General features: G+C 72.9%; 20 protein-coding genes. 17 read left to right on the top strand and 3 right to left on the bottom strand.

Annotation, left to right across the window (positions count from 1 at the left end):
* The first annotated feature begins 255 nt into the window (after window positions 1–255).
* The 13 genes from ABZ621_RS16975 to ABZ621_RS16915 all read left to right on the top strand — a co-directional run bounded on the left by ABZ621_RS16975 (window position 256) and on the right by ABZ621_RS16915 (window position 12,874).
* Window positions 256–585: a TcmI family type II polyketide cyclase gene (locus ABZ621_RS16975; protein ID WP_360605115.1), complete on the top strand. Its 330-nt coding sequence runs from the start codon at window positions 256–258 to the stop codon at window positions 583–585.
* Window positions 582–1,853 (top strand): beta-ketoacyl-[acyl-carrier-protein] synthase family protein, encoded by a 1,272-nt coding sequence (locus ABZ621_RS16970; protein ID WP_360605113.1) that lies wholly within the window; start codon window positions 582–584, stop codon window positions 1,851–1,853. Before ABZ621_RS16975 ends, ABZ621_RS16970 begins: the two co-directional genes overlap by 4 nt.
* Window positions 1,850–3,064, top strand: coding sequence for a ketosynthase chain-length factor (locus ABZ621_RS16965; protein WP_360605111.1), 1,215 nt, complete (start codon window positions 1,850–1,852; stop codon window positions 3,062–3,064). Before ABZ621_RS16970 ends, ABZ621_RS16965 begins: the two co-directional genes overlap by 4 nt.
* 72 nt (window positions 3,065–3,136) lie before the next feature.
* Complete coding sequence (locus ABZ621_RS16960) at window positions 3,137–3,409, top strand: acyl carrier protein (protein ID WP_360605109.1); 273 nt, start codon at window positions 3,137–3,139, stop codon at window positions 3,407–3,409.
* 174 nt (window positions 3,410–3,583) lie between these two features.
* Window positions 3,584–4,369, top strand: coding sequence for a 3-oxoacyl-ACP reductase FabG (gene fabG, locus ABZ621_RS16955; RefSeq protein ID WP_360605107.1), 786 nt, complete (start codon window positions 3,584–3,586; stop codon window positions 4,367–4,369).
* Window positions 4,370–4,410: 41 nt separating this feature from the next.
* Window positions 4,411–5,352, top strand: coding sequence for an aromatase/cyclase (locus tag ABZ621_RS16950; RefSeq protein ID WP_360605105.1), 942 nt, complete (start codon window positions 4,411–4,413; stop codon window positions 5,350–5,352).
* Window positions 5,349–6,824: an FAD-dependent monooxygenase gene (locus ABZ621_RS16945; protein ID WP_360605103.1), complete on the top strand. Its 1,476-nt coding sequence runs from the start codon at window positions 5,349–5,351 to the stop codon at window positions 6,822–6,824. The genes ABZ621_RS16950 and ABZ621_RS16945 overlap by 4 nt, the downstream gene beginning before the upstream one ends.
* A 60-nt stretch (window positions 6,825–6,884) precedes the next feature.
* Window positions 6,885–8,435 carry an FAD-dependent monooxygenase gene (locus ABZ621_RS16940; protein WP_360605101.1) on the top strand — a complete coding sequence of 517 codons (1,551 nt, stop codon included), beginning with the start codon at window positions 6,885–6,887 and terminating at the stop codon, window positions 8,433–8,435.
* Between the two features lie 47 nt (window positions 8,436–8,482).
* Window positions 8,483–9,394, top strand: a complete 912-nt coding sequence (locus ABZ621_RS16935; RefSeq protein ID WP_360605127.1) for an alpha/beta fold hydrolase — start codon at window positions 8,483–8,485, stop codon at window positions 9,392–9,394.
* Between the two features lie 3 nt (window positions 9,395–9,397).
* Window positions 9,398–10,687 (top strand): MFS transporter, encoded by a 1,290-nt coding sequence (locus ABZ621_RS16930; protein ID WP_360605099.1) that lies wholly within the window; start codon window positions 9,398–9,400, stop codon window positions 10,685–10,687.
* Window positions 10,684–11,037: an acyl carrier protein gene (locus ABZ621_RS16925; RefSeq protein ID WP_360605097.1), complete on the top strand. Its 354-nt coding sequence runs from the start codon at window positions 10,684–10,686 to the stop codon at window positions 11,035–11,037. Before ABZ621_RS16930 ends, ABZ621_RS16925 begins: the two co-directional genes overlap by 4 nt.
* Window positions 11,038–11,063: 26 nt before the next feature.
* Entirely contained in the window at window positions 11,064–12,632 is a 1,569-nt protein-coding gene (locus ABZ621_RS16920) for an acyl-CoA carboxylase subunit beta (RefSeq protein WP_360605095.1), read from the top strand.
* A 14-nt stretch (window positions 12,633–12,646) separates the two neighbouring features.
* Entirely contained in the window at window positions 12,647–12,874 is a 228-nt protein-coding gene (locus tag ABZ621_RS16915) for an acyl-CoA carboxylase subunit epsilon (RefSeq protein WP_360605093.1), read from the top strand.
* A gap of 74 nt (window positions 12,875–12,948) precedes the next feature.
* Here ABZ621_RS16915 and ABZ621_RS16910 read toward each other — a convergent pair whose 3' ends face one another.
* Complete coding sequence (locus tag ABZ621_RS16910) at window positions 12,949–13,719, bottom strand: 4'-phosphopantetheinyl transferase superfamily protein (RefSeq protein WP_360605091.1); 771 nt, start codon at window positions 13,717–13,719, stop codon at window positions 12,949–12,951.
* Window positions 13,720–13,884: 165 nt separating this feature from the next.
* Window positions 13,885–14,580, bottom strand: a complete 696-nt coding sequence (locus ABZ621_RS16905) for an antibiotic biosynthesis monooxygenase family protein (protein ID WP_360605089.1) — start codon at window positions 14,578–14,580, stop codon at window positions 13,885–13,887.
* Window positions 14,581–14,779: 199 nt separating this feature from the next.
* Here ABZ621_RS16905 and ABZ621_RS16900 point away from each other — a divergent pair, with 199 nt between their 5' ends.
* Genes ABZ621_RS16900 through ABZ621_RS16890 form a run of 3 tightly spaced genes read left to right on the top strand, consistent with a single transcriptional unit; the run spans window position 14,780 to window position 17,113 of the window.
* Entirely contained in the window at window positions 14,780–15,226 is a 447-nt protein-coding gene (locus ABZ621_RS16900) for a nuclear transport factor 2 family protein (RefSeq protein WP_360605087.1), read from the top strand.
* Window positions 15,223–16,563 carry a cation:proton antiporter gene (locus tag ABZ621_RS16895; RefSeq protein ID WP_360605085.1) on the top strand — a complete coding sequence of 447 codons (1,341 nt, stop codon included), beginning with the start codon at window positions 15,223–15,225 and terminating at the stop codon, window positions 16,561–16,563. The genes ABZ621_RS16900 and ABZ621_RS16895 overlap by 4 nt, the downstream gene beginning before the upstream one ends.
* Before the next feature lie 13 nt (window positions 16,564–16,576).
* Window positions 16,577–17,113 carry a flavin reductase family protein gene (locus ABZ621_RS16890; protein ID WP_360605083.1) on the top strand — a complete coding sequence of 179 codons (537 nt, stop codon included), beginning with the start codon at window positions 16,577–16,579 and terminating at the stop codon, window positions 17,111–17,113.
* A 19-nt stretch (window positions 17,114–17,132) separates the two neighbouring features.
* Here ABZ621_RS16890 and ABZ621_RS16885 read toward each other — a convergent pair whose 3' ends face one another.
* The gene (locus ABZ621_RS16885; protein ID WP_360605081.1) at window positions 17,133–17,549 is read right to left on the bottom strand and encodes a helix-turn-helix domain-containing protein; all 417 of its coding nucleotides are present in this window, start codon (window positions 17,547–17,549) and stop codon (window positions 17,133–17,135) included.
* A gap of 104 nt (window positions 17,550–17,653) precedes the next feature.
* Here ABZ621_RS16885 and ABZ621_RS16880 point away from each other — a divergent pair, with 104 nt between their 5' ends.
* Window positions 17,654–18,064 carry a TIGR03618 family F420-dependent PPOX class oxidoreductase gene (locus tag ABZ621_RS16880; protein WP_360605079.1) on the top strand — a complete coding sequence of 137 codons (411 nt, stop codon included), beginning with the start codon at window positions 17,654–17,656 and terminating at the stop codon, window positions 18,062–18,064.
* The last annotated feature ends 30 nt before the right edge of the window (window positions 18,065–18,094 follow it).

Raw genomic sequence — 18,094 nt, 5'->3', positions numbered from 1 at the left:
ACGCCCACAAGTCCGGCACCGTGACCGGACTCAACGCCGAGGTCGGCGCGTCCGTCACCTCCGGCGCCGGCATCTGCGACATCAAGGCCTGACGGGAAACCGTGAGACGCCGACCGGCACGCGAATTTCCGGTCGGCCGGTTGACGAATATGACACTGCCCTGACATTCGGGCTGTTGAAAACCGATCCAGGCGACCCGGATACTTGTCTTAAATTCTTTCGGGAGTCTAGCGGGTGCGAAAGGAAGAGGGGAAAATGCACAGCACGTTGATCGTCGCGCGAATGGACCCGGCAGCGAATGTGGACGTCGCCAAGCTTTTCGGCGAATTCGACGACACGGAAATGCCGCATCGCATGGGGACGCGCCGTCGGCAGCTGTTCCACTATCGAGGACTGTACTTCCACCTTCAGGACTTCGACGCGGACAACGGCGGCGAACGGATCGAGGAGGCCAAGACCGACTCGCGGTTCGTGGCGATCAGCGAGGACCTGAAGCCGTTCATCACCGCGTACGACCCGAAGACCTGGCGCTCGCCCGCCGACGCGATGGCCACGCGCTTCTACCACTGGGAGGCGTCCGCGTGACCGGCCGACGAGTTGTCATCACCGGCATCGAGGTCCTGGCCCCCGGCGGCGTGGGCCGGGAGAACTTCTGGAACCTGCTGAGCGAGGGCCGGACGGCCACCCGCGGCATCACGTTCTTCGACCCCGCGCCGTACCGCTCGAAGGTCGCCGCCGAGATGGACTTCGACCCCGAGGCCCACGGTCTGACGCCGCACGAGATCCGCCGCATGGACCGCGCCGCCCAGTTCGCGGTGGTCGCCGCGCGCGGCGCCGTGGCCGACAGCGGGATCGAGCTGCAGGCGTACGACCCGTACCGCGTCGGGGTGACCATCGGCAGCGCCGTCGGCGCCACGATGGGCCTGGACGAGGAGTACAAGGTCGTCAGCGACGGCGGCCGGCTCCACCTCGTCGACCACGAGTACGCGGTGCCGCACCTCTACAACTACCTGGTGCCCAGCTCCTTCGCGGCCGAGGTCGCCTGGGACGCCGGCGCGCAGGGCCCCAGCACGGTGGTCTCCACCGGGTGCACCTCGGGCATCGACTCCGTCGGGCACGCCGTGGAGCTCATCCGCGAGGGCACCACCGACGTCATGATCGCGGGCTCGTCCGACGCGCCGATCTCCCCGATCACCATGGCCTGCTTCGACGCGATCAAGGCGACGACGCCCCGGTTCGACGCCCCCGAGACCGCCTCCCGGCCCTTCGACGGGACGCGCAACGGCTTCGTGCTCGGCGAGGGCGCGGCCGTCTTCGTCCTGGAGGAGCTGGAGCACGCCAGGAAGCGCGGCGCGCACATCTACGCGGAGATCGCCGGCTACGCCACGCGCTCCAACGCGTACCACATGACCGGACTGCGGCCGGACGGCGCGGAGATGGCCGAGGCCATCGACACGGCCCTGACCGAGGCCCGGATGAACCCGACCGCGATCGACTACATCAACGCGCACGGTTCGGGCACCAAGCAGAACGACCGGCACGAGACCGCCGCCTTCAAGCGCAGCCTCGGGGAGCACGCGTACCGGACCCCGGTCAGCTCCATCAAGTCGATGGTCGGGCACTCGCTCGGCGCGATCGGCTCCATCGAGATCGCCGCGTCCGCGCTGGCCATGGAGCACAACGTGGTGCCGCCCACGGCCAATCTGCACACCCCCGACCCCGAGTGCGACCTCGACTACGTCCCGCTGGTCGCGCGGGAGCAGCTCACCGACGCCGTGCTCACCGTGGGCAGCGGCTTCGGCGGATTCCAGAGCGCCATGGTTCTGGCGCGACCCGAGAGGAGTGTGGCATGACCACCTCGGTGGTAGTGACGGGCCTGGGCATCGCCGCTCCCAACGGGCTCGGGACGCGGGAGTACTGGGAGGCGACCCGCAACGGCAAGAACGGCATCGGCCGCGTCACCCGCTTCGATCCGTCCTCCTACCCGTCCACGCTGGCCGGAGAGGTCCCGGGCTTCGTCGCCGAGGACCACCTGCCGAGCCGGCTGCTCCCGCAGACCGACCGGATGACCCGGATGGCGCTGGTCGCCACCGACTGGGCGCTCCAGGACGCGGGCATCGACCCCGCCGCCCTGCCCGCCTACGACATGGGCGTGGTCACGGCCAGCTCCTCCGGCGGCTTCGAGTTCGGCCAGAACGAGCTGCAGAAGCTGTGGGGCCAGGGCAGCCAGTACGTCTCCGCGTACCAGTCGTTCGCCTGGTTCTACGCCGTCAACAGCGGCCAGATCTCCATCCGCAACGGGATGAAGGGCCCCAGCGGCGTCATCGTCAGCGACGAGGCCGGCGGCCTCGACGCGGTGGCCCACGGCCGCAGGCTCATCCGCAAGGGCACCCCCGTGGTCGTCTCCGGCTCGATCGACGCCTCGATCTGCCCGTGGGGCTGGGTGGCGCAGCAGGCCGCCGGCCGGCTGACCCACAGCACCGAGCCGACCCGGGCGTACCTGCCCTTCGACGCCGAGGCCTCCGGCTACGTGCCGGGCGAGGGCGGCGCCATCCTGATCATGGAGTCGGCCGAGTCCGCCCGCGAGCGCGGAGCGCGCGTCTACGGCGAGATCTCCGGCTACGGTTCCACCTTCGACCCGAAGCCGGGCAGCGGCCGTGAGCCCGGTCTGCGCAAGGCCATCGAACTGGCCCTCGCCGACGCGGACCTGACCCCCGGTGACATCGACGTCGTCTTCGCCGACGCGGCCGGCGTCCCGGAGCTCGACCGGACCGAGGCGGAGGCGCTCACCGCCGTCTTCGGTGCCGGGGGCGTCCCGGTCACCGCGCCCAAGACGATGACGGGCCGCCTCTACTCGGGCGCGGGCCCGCTCGACATCGCGTCCGCGCTGCTCGCCTTCGAGGAGGGGCTGATCCCTCCGACCGTCCACGTCACCGCGGACGAGAGCTACGGCCTCGACCTGGTCGTCGACCAGCCGCGGCAGGCCCCGCTGCGCGCCGCGCTGGTCCTGGCCCGCGGGTACGGCGGCTTCAACTCGGCCGTCGTCGTCCGCGCCGCCGGCTGACACCGGCGCCCGTCCCACCCCCGGTCGCCCGGCGACCGGTTCGACCGATCTCCCCATCCGGAAGGAACCCACGTGTCCACTGCGCCTTTCACCCTGGACGACCTGCGCCGCGTTCTCCTCGAGGCCGCCGGTGCCGACGAGGGCGTCGACCTCGACGGCGACATCCTCGACGTCCACTTCGAGAGCCTCGGCTACGAGTCGCTGGCGCTCCTGGAGACCGGCAGCCGCATCGAGCGCGAGTACGGCGTCACCCTCGACGAGGACCTGCTGGCCGACGCCCAGACCCCGCGCGCGCTCATCGCCGCCGTCAACGAGGCGCTCGGCGCCGTCCAGCAGGCCGCCTGAGCCTCCGCGCACCCTGCGGGCCGGGCGATCGGTTGAGCCCGGCCCGCCCGCCGTCCACGGTCGCCGCCGCCACCGCGGTCGACCGTCACCGCGGTCGACCGCACCGCTGTCGGCCGCACCGCTGTCCACCGTGACCGCTGTCCACCGTCACCGCCGGATCCCCGAAGAGGAAACATGTCTACGCAGCACAACCGGGTCGCCCTGATCACGGGCGCCACCAGCGGCATCGGACTGGCCGCCGCCCGAGCCCTGGCCGCCGACGGCCACCGCGTCTTCATCGGCGCCCGCAACGCCGACACCGTGGCGGCCACGGTGAAGGACCTCCAGGCCGCCGGGTTCGAGGCCGACGGCAGCGTCCTCGACGTGCGGGACTCCGCCTCCGCCGCCGCCTTCGTCCAGGCCGCCGTCGACCGCTTCGGCAGCGTGGACGTCCTCGTCAACAACGCCGGGCGGTCCGGCGGCGGCGTCACGGCCGACATCGCGGACGAGCTGTGGGCCGACGTCATCGACACCAACCTCAACAGCGTCTTCCGGCTGACGAAGGAGGTCCTCAACACCGGAGGCATGCGCCACAAGAACCGCGGCCGCATCATCAACATCGCCTCCACCGCCGGCAAGCAGGGCGTCGTCCTGGGCGCCCCGTACTCCGCCTCCAAGCACGGCGTCGTCGGCTTCACCAAGGCCCTCGGCAACGAGCTGGCCCCCACCGGCATCACCGTGAACGCGGTCTGCCCCGGCTACGTCGAGACCCCGATGGCCGAGCGCGTCCGGCAGGGCTACGCCGCCGCGTACGACACCACCGAGGACGCGATCCTGGAGAAGTTCCAGTCCAAGATCCCGCTCGGCCGCTACTCCACCCCGGAGGAGGTCGCCGGCATGGTCGCCTACCTCGCCTCGGACACCGCCGCCTCCGTCACCGCGCAGGCCATCAACGTCTGCGGCGGCCTCGGCAACTTCTGACCGGCCCCGCCCGCACCGAACCCCTGGAGAACGAAGCCGTCATGACGACCCGTGAGGTTGAGCACCACATCACCATCGCCGCGCCCGCGCCGGCGGTCTACCGGCTGCTCGCGGAGGTGGAGAACTGGCCCCTCATCTTCCCGCCGACCATCCACGTCGACCGCGTCGAGGAGAGCCCCACCCAGGAGCGGATCCGCATCTGGGCCACGGCCAACGGCGAGGCCAAGAACTGGACCTCCCGCCGGGAGCTCTTCCCGGAGGAGCTGCGCATCACCTTCCGCCAGGAGGTCAGCCCGGCGCCGGTCGCCTCGATGGGCGGCACCTGGATCATCGAGTCGCTCGGCGAGGACGAGTGCCGGGTGCGGCTGCTGCACGACTACCGCGCCATCGACGACGACCCGCACGACCTGCTCTGGATCGACGAGGCGGTTGACCGCAACAGCCGCTCGGAGCTCGCGGCCCTCAAGAAGAACGTCGAACTCGTCCACGGCGCACGGGAGCTGACCTTCTCCTTCGAGGACTCGGTCCGCGTCGACGGCGAGGCCAAGGACGTCTTCGCCTTCATCGACGAGGCCGACCGGTGGCCGGAGCGCCTGCCGCACGTGGCGACCGTCCGCTTCTCGGAGGACACCCCCGGCCTGCAGAGCCTGGAGATGGACACCCGCGCCAAGGACGGCTCGGTGCACACCACCAAGTCGTACCGGGTCACCTTCCCCCACGCGAAGATCGCCTACAAGCAGGTCACGCTGCCCGCGCTGATGACCCTGCACACCGGCCGCTGGACCTTCGTGGACGACGGCACCTCCGTCGTCGCGACCTCCCAGCACACCGTCACCCTCAACGCCGACAACATCGCCGCCGTCCTCGGCGCCGAGGCCACCGTCGACGACGCCCGGTCGTACGTCCACACCGCGCTGTCCACCAACAGCCTGGCCACCCTCAACCACGCCAAGGCGTTCGCAGAGAGCAAGCGCCGGCCGTGACGACCGACCGCCAGGACACGGACGTCGTGGTGGTCGGGGCGGGGCCCGCCGGACTGATGCTCGCCTGCGAGCTCAGGCTCGGCGGCGCCCGGGTGCTCGTGCTCGACGAGCGGACGGGGCCGACCACCGAGTCCCGTGCCTCGACGCTGCACGCCCGCACCATGGAGATCCTCGACTCCCGGGGACTCCTCGCCGCCCTCGGCACCCCGCCCCGCGACGCCCGCGGCCACTTCGGCGGCGTACCGCTCGACCTGACCCTGCCCGGCCCCCACGCCGGGCAGTGGAAGGTCGACCAGACGCGCACCGAGGAACTGCTCGGCGACCGGGCCGCCGAGCTCGGCGCCGACGTGCGGCGCCGGCACCGGGTGCACGAGGTGACGGCCCGGCCGGACGGCGTGGAGGCGGCGGCCGAGGGTCCGGGCGGATCCCTGCGGGTGCGCGCCCGCTACCTGGTGGCGTGCGACGGCGAGGACAGCACGGTGCGGCGGCTGACCGGGGCGGAGTTCCCCGGCCGGGAACCGCGCCGCGAGCTGCTGCGGGCCGATGTGCGCGGCCTCGACATCCCCGACCGGCGCTTCCAGCGCCTGGAGCGGGGCCTCGCCATCGCCGCCACCCGGGGCGGCGTCACCCGCGTCATGGTCCACGAGTTCGGGCGGCCCGTCCGGCCCGGGGGAGGACAGCCGGAGTTCGCCGACGTCGTCGCCGCGTGGCGGCGCGTCACCGGCGAGTCCATCGGCCACGGGACGCCGACCTGGGTCAACGCCTTCCACGACGCCAACCGGCAGCTCGCCCGGTACCGGCACGGGCGGGTGCTGTACGCGGGAGACGCCGCGCACCGGCAGATGCCCAGCGGGGGCCAGGCCCTCAACCTCGGCGTGCAGGACGCCTTCAACCTCGGCTGGAAGCTCGCCGCCGTGGTCCGCGGCAGCGCCGGCGAGACCCTGCTCGACACCTACCACGACGAACGGCACGCCGTCGGCGCCCGCACCCTCGCCAACATCCGGGCCCAGGGCGACCTGCTGCTCGGCGGACCGGAGGTCGAGCCCGTCCGCGCCCTGCTCACCGAACTCGTCGCCCTCGACGGCGTGCGGGAGCACCTGGCCGGGATGATCAGCGGCGTCGGCATCCGCTACGACGCCGCGCCCGAGGCGTCCCCGCTGGTCGGACTGCGGCTGCCCGACACCGTGCTGACCGCGCCCGACGGAGCCGTACGCACCACCGAACTGCTGCGCGGGGGCCGCGGGCTCCTGCTGCTCCCCGCCACGGCCGGCGCCCGGACGCTCGCCGAGGCGGCCCTGCCGTGGGGCGAGGAGGTCGACGTCGTCGACGCCCGGCCCGCGCCCGGATCCGGACTCCCCGAGGACCAGGCGGTCCTCGTGCGTCCGGACGGCCACACCGCCTGGACCGGCGACGACGCCGGCGGTCTGCGCGAGGCGCTCGACCGCTGGTTCGGGAGCCGGCCCACCGCCTGAGAGTCCGAGCCGAACGACCGGCCACCCGACGCGTGCCCCGCACGCCAGGAAAGGAAATTCATGGACAGGAAAACGGACGCGGACGTCATCGTCGTCGGTGGCGGTCCCACCGGCCTGATGCTGGCGGGCGAGCTGCGGCTCGGCGGGGCGAGCGTCGTCGTCGTCGAGGCCCTGGAGCAGCCCACCGGCCAGTCGCGCGGCCTGGGCTTCACCGCCCGCGCCCTGGAGTCCTTCGACCAGCGCGGTCTCGTCGAGCGCTTCGGCGGCCTGGAGACCAGCCCGATGGGGCACTTCGGCGGCGTGGTGTTCGACTACACGGTCCGCGAGGACGCCCACTTCGGCGCCCGCGGCATCCCGCAGTCCCAGACCGAGGCGGTCCTGGAGGAGTGGGCCGCCGAGCGCGGCGCCGACATCCGCCGCGGCCTGCGGTTCCTCGCCCTGGAGCAGGACGAGGACGGCGTCACGGTCACCGTGGCCGGCGCCGACGGCGAGGAAACGCGGCTGCGCGGCCGGTACCTGGTCGGCGCCGACGGCGGGCACAGCGCGGTCCGCAAGGCCGGCGGATTCGACTTCCCCGGCACCTCCGCCACCCGGGGCATGTACCTCGCCGACGTCGTCGGCTGCGCCGTGCCGCCCCGCCCCCTGGGCGAGCGCCTCCCCGGCGGCATGGTGATGGCCGCGCCGCTCGCGGAGGGCGTGGACCGCATCATCGTCTGCGAGCACGGCACCCCGCCCGCCGACCGCAGCGAGACCCCCGAGTTCGCCGAGGTCGCGGAGGCCTGGAAGCGGCTCACCGGCGAGGACATCTCCGGTGGCGGCGCCGCCTGGGTCAGCTCCTTCACCGACGCCACCCGCCAGGTCACCGAGTACCGCCGGGGCCGCGTGCTGCTCGTGGGCGACGCCGCGCACATCCACCTGCCGGCCGGCGGCCAGGGCCTGAGCACCGGCGTCCAGGACGCGGTCAACCTCGGCTGGAAGCTGGCCGCCACCGTCCGCGGCCGGGCGCCCGAGGGCCTCCTCGACACCTACCACGGCGAGCGCCACCCGGTGGGCGAGCGCCTCCTGTCGAACACCCGCGCCCAGGGGCAGGTCTTCCTCGGCGGTCCCGAGTCCCAGCCGCTGCGGGACCTGTTCGCCGAGCTCATCGAGCACGACGAGGTCAAGCGGCACCTGGCCGGCGCGGTCAGCCACCTCGACGTCCACTACGACCTCGGCCCGGACGGCCACCCGCTCGCCGGCCACCGGCTGCCGCCGCGCGCCCTCGACACCGCGCAGGGAGAGGTGCGGACGCCCGAACTGTTCCACCCGGCCCTGGGCGTGCTGCTCGACCTGTCCGGAACCGGCACCGGCGCCCTGCGCGACCTCGCGGCCGGCTGGAAGGACCGGGTCGTCACGGTCGAGGGCACGCCGCAGGACCCGGCGGCCTTCGGCGGCGCCACCGCGATCCTGGTCCGCCCCGACGGGTACGTCGCCTGGGCGGGCTCCGACGGGACCGGTCTCGACGCGGCCCTGCGCCGCTGGTTCGGCGTCCCCGCCACCGAGGACGGCGCCGACGTCACGGGCCTCAAGGAGGCCATGGACCAGTGGCTCGGCACCCCGGACCACGGATGAGCACCCTCCGCGCGACCGGCGTACGGCCGGAACCCACGGCGCGCCCGATGTCCCCGGGAGTGCGCCCGATCGTCCTCCAGGCGGGCGGCAGGACCCTGTCGGCGCTCGTCGCCCGGCCGGACGGGCCGCCGAGGGCCACGGTCCTCGCCGTGCACGGCGGCGGGATGAGCGCCGGCTACTTCGACGGGCAGGCGCACCCCGACGTGTCGCTGCTCGCCCTGGGCGCGCGGCTCGGCTACACGGTCGTCGCCGTCGACCGGCCGGGGTACGGGCTGTCCGCCGCGGAGCTGCCGAGCGGCCAGGACCTGGCCGCTCAGGCGGCGACGCTGCGGGCCGCCCTGGCCCACCTCGGGCAGCGCGGCGCTCTCGGCGCCGGGCTGTTCCTGCTCGCCCACTCCTTCGGGGGCAAGCTGGCGCTGACCTACGCCGCGTCCGACGCCGACGCGCCCGGCCCGGCCGCCCCCGAACTGCTCGGAGTGGACATCTCCGGTCTCGGCCGCGACTACGCGACCGAGCCGGAGGCGCTCGCCGACCCGCTGGCGCAGCGGAACTCGAAGCGGCACTGGGGTCCGCTGCGCTGCTATCCGCCGGACACCTTCCGGCAGGCGAGGGGCCTGGTGGCGCCCATGCCCGAGCGGGAGCGGGCGGAGGCCGCCCAGTGGCCGCGGCGGTTCGCGTCGGCGGCCGGGCGGGTCCGCGTCCCGGTCCGGCTGACCTTCGCCGAGCACGAGTTCTGGTGGCACCACGACGAGGAGGCCCGCGCCGACCTCACCGCGCAGTTCACGGCGGCGCCGCTCGTCCGGGTCGACGGCCAGCCCGACGCCGGCCACAACATCAGCCTGGGCTGGGCCGCCCGCGCGTACCACCTGCGGGCGTTCGGGTTCTTCGAGGACTGCCTGGCCCGCCGGGCCGCGGGTCCGGCCGTGGCCCCCGGTCCGGCCGTGGCCGCGGCCTGCTGAACGATGGGGAAGACGTTTCCTGCTCCCTTCCGGTCCCTGGCCGTCCGCAACTTCCGGCTCTTCGTGGCGGGCCAGGTGGTCTCGGCCGCGGGCACCTGGATGATGGTGACGGCCCAGGACTGGCTCGTGCTGTCCCTGACCGGGGACTCGGGGACGGCGCTCGGCACCGTGACCGCCTTCCAGCTGACCCCGCTGCTCCTGTTCACGCTGTACGGCGGCCGGCTCGCCGACCGGTACGACAAGCGGTGGCTGCTCGGCGTCGCCAACTCGGCGGCCGGGCTGCTCGCCCTGGCCCTGTCGGTCCTGGTGATGTCGGGCGCCGTGCGGCTGTGGCACGTCTACGCGGCCGCGCTGTGCCTCGGGCTCGTCAACGCCGTCGAGGTGCCCGCCCGCATGGCGTTCGTCAGCGAGCTGGTCGGCCCCGATCTGCTGCCGAACGCCTCCTCCCTGAGCGCCGCCTACTTCAGCACGGCCCGCATGGTCGGGCCCGCCGCGGCGGGGCTGCTCATCGCCTGGACCGGCGTCGGCCCGGTGATGCTGGTCAACGCGCTGAGCTACCCGGCCACGGTGGCGGCCCTGTGCCTCATGCGGCCCGGGGAGCTCGTCCGTTCCGCGCGGTCCGCGCGGGCGGCGAAGGTCGTCGACGGGCTGCGCTACGTGCGGGGGCGGCCGGATCTGCTGGTGCCGCTGGTGCTGGTCGGGACGGTCGGCCTCGCCGGCTTCAACTTCCAGCTCACGCTGCCGCTGCTCGCCAAGACCGTCTTCCACGCCGACGCCTCCGCGTTCGGGCTGCTCAGCGCCGCGTACGCCGCCGGTTCGCTGTGCGGCGCGCTGCTCGCCACGACCCGCAGCGGCCGTCCGGCGGCCCTGCTCGTCACCGGCTCCGCGGTCGCCTTCGGCGCCCTGGAGACGGTCGCCGGGTTCGCCCCCGACTACGTGACCGCCGCCGTGCTCGTCGGCCTGACCGGGGCCGCCGGCATCTACTTCGTCCAGGCCGCCAACCACTACGTCCAGCTGGGCAGCGCGCCCGAGTACCGCGGCCGGACGATGGCGCTGTACACGCTGGTCCTCCAGGGCCTCACCCCGCTGGGCGCGCTCCTCGTCGGCTGGCTGTCCGCGCGGTACGGCGCCCGCTCGGGCCTGTACCTCGGAGGGCTCGTCTCCCTGGCGGCCGGCCTCGCCGTGCTGGCCCCGGCCCTGGTCCGCCGGCGCCATGCCGGGTCCGGGGCCGCTCCCGAGCCCGCCCCGGACCCGGCCGCCCCCGCTCCATCCGCGACAGGAAGGACACCATGACCACCGCCGAAGCACCCGCCCCGCACGGGCTCGAACGCCTCCGGGACGTGGAGGGACTGCGCCGTCTGCCCAGGGAGGAACGCGTCGCCGCGATCTGCCACCTGCTGCGCCTCGAACTCCAGCGCCTGCTCGCGGTCCCCCCGGCGCACCGGCTCTCCGCCGACCTCCCGCTGGGCTCCCAGGGCCTCGACGCGATCAACGCGCTCAGCCTGGAGCGCGCGATCCGCACCGTCCTGCGCACCGAGGTGCCCGCGGAGGTGCTGCGGGCGAGCACGGTCGGCGAGGTGGCCGAGCGCCTCGCCGAGGCGACCGGACCCCACGACGAACAGCCGTCATCCATCCACCGCTAGGGCCTAGCAGACAAGGAGCACCGCAGATGTCGATCGCGGCTGCCGACGAACTCACCGTACGCCTCGACGAGTTGGCCGAACGAAAGACCGCCGCACGGGACGGCGGGGACCCCCGGGCCACCGAACGCCAGCACGCCAAGGGCAAGCTGACGGCCCATGAGCGCATCGCCCTCCTGCTCGACAAGGGCAGCTTCAGCGAGGTGGAGCCGCTGCGCCGGCACCGCGCCACCGGCTTCGGCCTGGAGGCGAAGAAGCCGTACGGCGACGGCGTCGTGACCGGCTGGGGCACGGTCGAGGGCCGTACGGTCTTCGTCTACGCCCACGACTTCCGCGTCTTCGGCGGCGCCCTGGGCGAGGCCCACGCCACGAAGATCCACAAGATCATGGACATGGCCATCGCAGCCGGCGCGCCCCTGGTCTCCCTGAACGACGGCGCCGGCGCCCGCATCCAGGAGGGCGTCTCCGCCCTCGCCGGCTACGGCGGCATCTTCCGGCGCAACACCAAGGCGTCGGGCGTCATCCCGCAGATCTCGGTGATGCTCGGCCCGTGCGCCGGCGGCGCCGCCTACAGCCCCGCGCTGACCGACTTCGTCTTCGCCGTGCGGGACATCTCGCAGATGTTCATCACCGGTCCTGACGTCGTCAAGGCGGTCACCGGCGAGGAGATCAGCCAGAACGGCCTCGGCGGCGCCGACGTCCACGCCGGGACCTCGGGCGTCGCGCACTTCGTGTACGACGACGAGGAGAGCTGCATCGCGGAGGTCCGCTACCTCCTGTCGATGCTCCCGCAGAACAACCGTGAGCTGCCGCCCGTCGCCCACACCGGCGACCCCGTGGACCGCCCCGGCGACAGCCTGCTCGACCTGGTGCCGGTCGACGGCAGCCGCTCGTACGACATCCGCGCCGTCATCGAAGAGGTCGTGGACGACGGCGAGTTCATGGAGGTGCACGCCACCTGGGCGCAGAACATCGTGGTCGGTCTGGCCCGCGTCGACGGACACACCGTCGGCGTCGTCGCCAACCAGCCGGCCGCCATGGCGGGCGTCCTCGACATCAAGGCCTCCGAGAAGGGCGCGCGCTTCGTCCAGTTCTGCGACGCCTTCAACATCCCGCTCGTCACCCTGGTGGACGTGCCCGGCTTCCTGCCCGGCGTCGACCAGGAGCACGAGGGCATCATCCGCAGGGGCGCGAAGCTGCTCTACGCCTACTGCAACGCGACGGTGCCCCGGGTCTCCGTGGTGCTGCGCAAGGCGTACGGCGGCGCCTACATCGTGATGGACTCGCGCTCCATCGGCGCGGACGTGGCGCTGGCCTGGCCGACGAACGAGATCGCGGTCATGGGCGCGGAGGGCGCGGCCAACGTCGTCTTCCGCCGCGAGATCGCGGCCGCCGACGACCCCGACGCCATGCGGCAGGAGAAGATCGACCAGTACCGCCGCGAGCTGGTCCACCCGTACTACGCCGCCGAGCGCGGCCTGGTCGACGACGTCATCGACCCGCGGCAGACCCGCGAGGTCCTCGCCCGCTCCCTCGCCATGCTCCTCCACAAGCACACCGACCTGCCGAGCCGCAAGCACGGCAACCCGCCCCAGTGAGCCCAGGAGACACGATGACCGCGGAACACCCCACCACCGGCGCGCCGCTGTTCCGGCTCGAGGCAGGCTCCGCGACGCCCGAGGAGCTCGCCGCCCTGACGGCCGTCCTGCTGTCCCGGTCGCTCCTTGCCGGCGCCGCCCCCGACGACGTGGCGCGCCGGGCCCAGACGGTCGCCCGGTGGCGGCGGCCGGAGCGGGTGACGGGCTTCGAGGGGCCGCGCAGCTGGCGCGGCGCCGCCTGACCGCAGGCCGCCGGACACACCGAAGGGCCGCGGAGTCGAAACCGACTCCGCGGCCCTTCGGTGTGTCCGGCGGGTCACTCCTCGCGGGGCGCCGCCGACCGGTCCCGCAGCACCGTGCGGAAGCCGGGTTCGATCCCGCCGATGCCGCGCACGGCGCTCCGGGCGTCCGCGGCGTACAGGTACGCGGCCGGCACCGCCCGCATGGCGACCTGCCAGTTCCCCGAGCCCCGCAGCGCCACCGCGCCGACGTGCCCCTCGCACAGGGGAAGGTTGCCCACGAGCCAGCCGTCCGGCCGGCCGGACGGTTCGCCGTCGCCGAGGTAGTCCAGACTCGGTGCCCGGTTGAGACCGGTGCCCAGGCCCTTCAGATAGGCCTCCTTGCGGGTCCACAGCCGGCCGAACACGGCCGCCCGCGCGTGCGCGGGCACGGCCAGGAGCTCCTCGCGCTCGTCGGGATGGAGCGCCGGAAGACAGGCCTCCACCGTCGAGTCCGAGGGGATCCGCTGGACGTCGGCCCCCACCCGGGCGTGGGCGACGGCGGCCAGCGCCAGGCCGTGGCTGTGCGACAGGGAGAACTGGGGGGCGCCGGGCACGCGCAGCACCCGGGGCCGCCCGTGCCGGCCCCCGTCGCCCTTGTGCAGTTCGCCCGCGATGACGAGGCGGGCGGGCGCGATGCCGGTGTAGAGGGCGAGGACCCGGCGCAGCCCGACGTGCGCCGCGAGGTACATACGGCGGTCGGCGGGCTGGAGGAAGGACTCGGCCCTGCGCCGCTCGACGGCGTCGAGCTCATGGCCGGGCACGTCCCGGGGAGATTCGGGAGGCGGCAGCAGCCAGACGTCCAGCACCTCCCTCCCGAAACCGAACGGAGAAAGCGGGCGCTGAAAGTCCAACTGCGGTCAGCTCCTTGCCTTGCTGCGCGGTGGGCGCGCGCGGCGCCCCCGCTTCGGATACGCGAAGGCCGCCGGCAGGGTGGGGGAAACCCTGACAGCGGCCGGCTGGTGGGGGAGAGGTCACTCGCCCGCGGAGCGCGTGTGCAGCACCCGGTAGGTGTTGTCGTCGTACCAGGTCCGCAGGGCCTGGACGCGGGCGTCCACCTTCAGGCGGTCCGGCACGCGGTCCGCCTGCGCCTCGGCGCGGAAGGCGTCGTACGCCTCCTTGCTGTCCCACTGGGAGTAGACGACGACGAACTTGCCCTCGATGCCACGGGCCTTCAGGCCGCGCAGCACGGTGTGGGTCCGGTAACCGGGAACGTCGAGGAGGTACTCCTGCGAGGCGCCCAGGGCGTCGACCAGGTCCTCCTGCTCGGCCTCCGCCACGCCGAACAGCTCGATCGCCGTGTAGTCGTCGCGGGTCGGGGAGACCTCGGTGACGCCGTTCAGGGCGGGCTTCTGCTGGGTGAACGCGATCTCGTTCTGGAGCAGCCGGATCGAGGTGGTGATCTCACCGAAGAGCGGCAGGGTGCGGTGCTTGAACTCGTCGCCCGCGTAGCGGGCGTCCAGGTCCTCGGTGCTGCGCCACTGGATGAAGTTGGCCGTGCCGAACTTGTCGTGCCCGGCGTGGACCGTGCTGGAGATCCAGCCCTCGTACGCCGCGGCGTCGACGATCTGCCGCATCGCGGCGAGCAGCTTCTCCTGCTTCTCCGCGGTGTCGGTCGTGAACAGGTTGAGGACCGTCAGATGCTGGCCGTCGGCCGCGATCTTCGGCATTCTCTCGTCTCCTTCATCGGCGGAAGTTCGATACGGCAGAAGCATTGCAAGGCCGGAACACGAATTGAAGGCCTTCGAGTTCAAGCTTTGCGGCTGATTCGCCAAGAACCAGGGGGAGGTGTCACAGTTCTTCGCGGTCTTGGTCAGGAAGATGAAAAGAGCCCTTGGCGGCCCGGGAAATCCTGCGCATCCTCGAACAATGGATTCAGGACAGGAAGTATTTGAGATCAGCGGCCTCCTGAGCCGGTATCTCGTTTCTCTCGACGACGAGGAGATCGACGACGCCTGGGCGCGCAGGCTCTTCACCGAGGACGCGCACATCGACTTCCCGATGAGCCGGCACGACGGAATCGACGGCCTCGCCGCCTTCCACCTCCACGCCCGCGCGGCCTTCGCCGGGACCCAGCACCTCGGCTCGTCGGTCGTGACCGACATCGAGGACGACGGCGACCACGCCGTGCTGCGCGCCAACGTGCTCGCCACCCATGTGCACCACCCCGGCGCGGCGGCCGATCCGCTGTTCCGGGCCGGCACCCTGGCGACCGCACGCGCGCGCCGCACCGCCGAGGGCTGGCGGCTCGCCTCCCTGTCCCTGCGCGTGCTGTGGACCCGGGGTACCCCGCCCGGCGCCCAGGAGCCCCGATGACGCTGCTCGCCGCGGTGAACCCGCGGGAGATGCAGGTGGCCGTGATGCTGGCCGACATCGCCGTCGTGCTGGTCGCCGGAGCCCTGCTCGGCCGGGTCGCGCGACGGCTGCGCCAGCCCGCCGTCGTGGGCGAGATCACCGCCGGCATCCTGCTCGGCCCCAGCGTCCTGGGCCTGCTGCCCGGCGGCCTCACGGAGCGGCTCTTCCCGCTCGACGTGCGGCCGCTGCTCTCGGCCGTCTCCCAGGTGGGCCTGATCCTCTTCATGTTCGTCGTGGGGTGGGAGTTCGAGCGGCGGCTGATCAGACCGCACGCGAAGCTCGCCGCCGGCGTCTCGGTGTCCTCGATCGCGATGGCCTTCGGCCTCGGCTACGCCCTGGCCTTCCCGCTCTACCCGGAGCACGCGACGGTCGGCGGGCACGAGATCCCGTTCACCGCCTTCGCCACCTTCCTCGGCGCCGCCATGTCGGTCACCGCCTTCCCGGTGCTCGCCCGGATCCTGACCGAGAACAACCTCGTCAACACCCGCGTCGGAGCGCTCTCCCTCGCCAGCGCCGCCATCGACGACGTCCTCGCCTGGTGTCTGCTCGCCTACGTCTCGGCACTGGTCGCCGCGGACGGCAACTACGCCGAACTCGCCCGGATCGGCGCGCTCAGCGTGGTCTACGTGGCGCTGATGCTGCTGGTCGTCCGACCGCTGGCCGCCCGCCTGACCTGGCGGCTCGCCGCCACCGAGCGCTGGTCCCTGCTGCTCTCGCTGCTCTGCGCGGGCGCGCTGCTCTCGGCCTGGGTGACGACCTGGATCGGCATCCACGCCATCTTCGGCGCCTTCCTCTTCGGCTTCGTCATGCCCCGCGAGCCGGCCCGGCTGCTGATCGAGCACGTCCGCAAGCCGATCGACAACGTGAGCACGGTGCTGCTCCCGGTCTTCTTCATCGTCACCGGCCTCGGCGTCGACCTCGGCGCGCTGACCGGCGGCGACGTCGTGGCGCTCGTCGCGATCATCACCGTCGCCTGCGTCGGGAAGCTCGTCGGCGCCCTCGTGCCCGCGCGGCTCGCCGGCATGTCCTGGCGGGACACCAAGGACCTCGGGCTGCTGATGAACACCCGCGGCCTCACCGAGCTGATCATCCTCAACGCCGCCGTCAGCCTGGGCGTCCTCGACGGCCGCATGTTCACCATGCTGGTGATCATGGCCCTCGTCACGACCGCCATGGCCGGCCCGCTGCTCAGCCGCCGGACGGCCCAGGAGCCGGACCGGGACGAGCCCGCGCCGGAGCAGGACGACCCCGCGCCGAAAACCGCCGAACCCGCCGGCCTCGGCCGGCTCCGCACTTGATGAGAGGGAAGCCATGACCAGCGTTACGCCCGCCGCGCTCCGGCCGGCCGCTCCGATCGAAGGCCGTCAACTGCGCACCGTCTGCGGCAACTTCGCCACCGGTGTCACCGTCATCACCTCCGGCCTCGGCGACGAGGGCGCCGGCGCCACGGTGAACTCCTTCACGTCGGTGTCGCTCGATCCGCCGCTGGTGCTCATCTGCCTGCACGAGAACTCCCGGCTGCTGCCCGTGATCCGGAGCTCCGGCGGATTCGTCGTGAACCTCCTGACGCTCCGGCAGGCGCCGGTGGCCTGGGCGTTCGCCGGCCGGGCCACCGCCCGGCTCGACGAGACGCCGCACCACAGGACCGGCAACGGGCTCCCCGTCCTGAGCGAGGCCCTCGGGCACCTGGAGTGCCGGGTGGCCGCCGAGTACGACGGCGGCGACCACACCATCCTCCTCGGCGAGGTCGTCGGGCTCGCCGCCCCGGCCGAGGAGGAGGAGCCGCTGGTCTTCTTCCAGGGCTCCATGCGCGAGCTCGGGGAGCCGGTGGCCTCCGGCCGGCGCTGACCCGCGCGCGGCGGGCGGCTCAGCCGACGGTGACCGGGTGCTCCGCCCCGTCGAACGCCTGCCGCGCCCGCTCCACGGCGGGCAGGTGCTCGGTCGACCAGTCGGCGAGCGCGGCGAACAGCGGCGCCAGGCTCCGGCCCAGGTCGCTGATCTCGTACTCCACGCGCGGCGGCACCTCCGGGTAGTAGGTGCGCAGGACCAGGCCGTCCCGCTCCATCTGGCGCAGCCGCTGGGTCAGCACCTTGGGCGTGATGGTGCCGATGTTCCGGTGCAGCTCCACGAAGCGCTGCACGCCGTAGGCGTGGAGCGTCCACAGGATCGGCGTGGTCCAGCGGCTGAAGACGATGTCCAGGACCGGAGCGATCGGGCACGCCTGCTCTGCTCCGGGGGTGTCGGCGGGGCTCCTCAGCACGGCGGTCACCTTTCGGGAAGTCACTTTCCTCTAGGTACTCACTATATCGACGGTGGTAGCTTCCGGAAACCGCGCGTTCGCCCGGCTCTCCCCGCCCACCGTCCGACACGTCCACCCTTTGGAGTCGCATGTCCGTGCCACGACCACAACGGTCGCCCTTAGTCCTGGACCCCGCCACCGAGGCGTTCCTCACGGAGAACCACGTGGGCACCCTCACCACCGTCCGCGGGGACGGCTCCCCCCACGCCGCGCCCGTGCGGTTCACCTGGGACGCCACGACGGGCCTGGTGCGGGTCATGACCGTCGCCACCCGCCAGAAGGTGCGCAACCTGTCGGCGGACGGCGCCCGCGCCGCCATCTGCCAGGTGGCCGGAATGCGCTGGATCACGCTGGAGGGGGTGGCGGCGGTCTCCACCGACCCCGAGCGGCTCCAGGAAGGCGTCCGCCGCTACACCCGGCGCTACTGGTCGCCGCCCCCGCAGCCACCGGGCCTCGCCGTGATCGAGATCGCCGTCGATCGCGTGCTCGGGCTCGACTGAAAGACCCCAGAGGGTGCCGGAGTTCGCCGC

Source organism: Streptomyces sp. NPDC007863 (genome assembly GCF_040633895.1).
Classification (GTDB): domain Bacteria; phylum Actinomycetota; class Actinomycetes; order Streptomycetales; family Streptomycetaceae; genus Streptomyces.
The sequence above is the reverse complement of the archived record's forward strand: the minus strand, read 5'-3'. Positions and strand labels throughout refer to the sequence as shown.

Excerpts from the sequence above, each read along its gene's own strand:
- ABZ621_RS16965 (WP_360605111.1), top strand. The coding sequence starts at position 1,850 with ATGACCACCTCGGTGGTAGTGACGGGCCTGGGCATCGCCGCTCCCAAC.
- ABZ621_RS16950 (WP_360605105.1), top strand. The coding sequence starts at position 4,411 with ATGACGACCCGTGAGGTTGAGCACCACATCACCATCGCCGCGCCCGCG.
- ABZ621_RS16880 (WP_360605079.1), top strand. The coding sequence starts at position 17,654 with ATGTCCGTGCCACGACCACAACGGTCGCCCTTAGTCCTGGACCCCGCC.
- fabG (WP_360605107.1), top strand. The coding sequence starts at position 3,584 with ATGTCTACGCAGCACAACCGGGTCGCCCTGATCACGGGCGCCACCAGC.
- ABZ621_RS16940 (WP_360605101.1), top strand. The coding sequence starts at position 6,885 with ATGGACAGGAAAACGGACGCGGACGTCATCGTCGTCGGTGGCGGTCCC.
- ABZ621_RS16890 (WP_360605083.1), top strand. The coding sequence starts at position 16,577 with ATGACCAGCGTTACGCCCGCCGCGCTCCGGCCGGCCGCTCCGATCGAA.
- ABZ621_RS16925 (WP_360605097.1), top strand. The coding sequence starts at position 10,684 with ATGACCACCGCCGAAGCACCCGCCCCGCACGGGCTCGAACGCCTCCGG.
- ABZ621_RS16900 (WP_360605087.1), top strand. The coding sequence starts at position 14,780 with ATGGATTCAGGACAGGAAGTATTTGAGATCAGCGGCCTCCTGAGCCGG.
- ABZ621_RS16915 (WP_360605093.1), top strand. The coding sequence starts at position 12,647 with ATGACCGCGGAACACCCCACCACCGGCGCGCCGCTGTTCCGGCTCGAG.
- ABZ621_RS16905 (WP_360605089.1), bottom strand. The coding sequence starts at position 14,580 with ATGCCGAAGATCGCGGCCGACGGCCAGCATCTGACGGTCCTCAACCTG.
- ABZ621_RS16975 (WP_360605115.1), top strand. The coding sequence starts at position 256 with ATGCACAGCACGTTGATCGTCGCGCGAATGGACCCGGCAGCGAATGTG.
- ABZ621_RS16895 (WP_360605085.1), top strand. The coding sequence starts at position 15,223 with ATGACGCTGCTCGCCGCGGTGAACCCGCGGGAGATGCAGGTGGCCGTG.
- ABZ621_RS16930 (WP_360605099.1), top strand. The coding sequence starts at position 9,398 with ATGGGGAAGACGTTTCCTGCTCCCTTCCGGTCCCTGGCCGTCCGCAAC.
- ABZ621_RS16935 (WP_360605127.1), top strand. The coding sequence starts at position 8,483 with ATGTCCCCGGGAGTGCGCCCGATCGTCCTCCAGGCGGGCGGCAGGACC.
- ABZ621_RS16920 (WP_360605095.1), top strand. The coding sequence starts at position 11,064 with ATGTCGATCGCGGCTGCCGACGAACTCACCGTACGCCTCGACGAGTTG.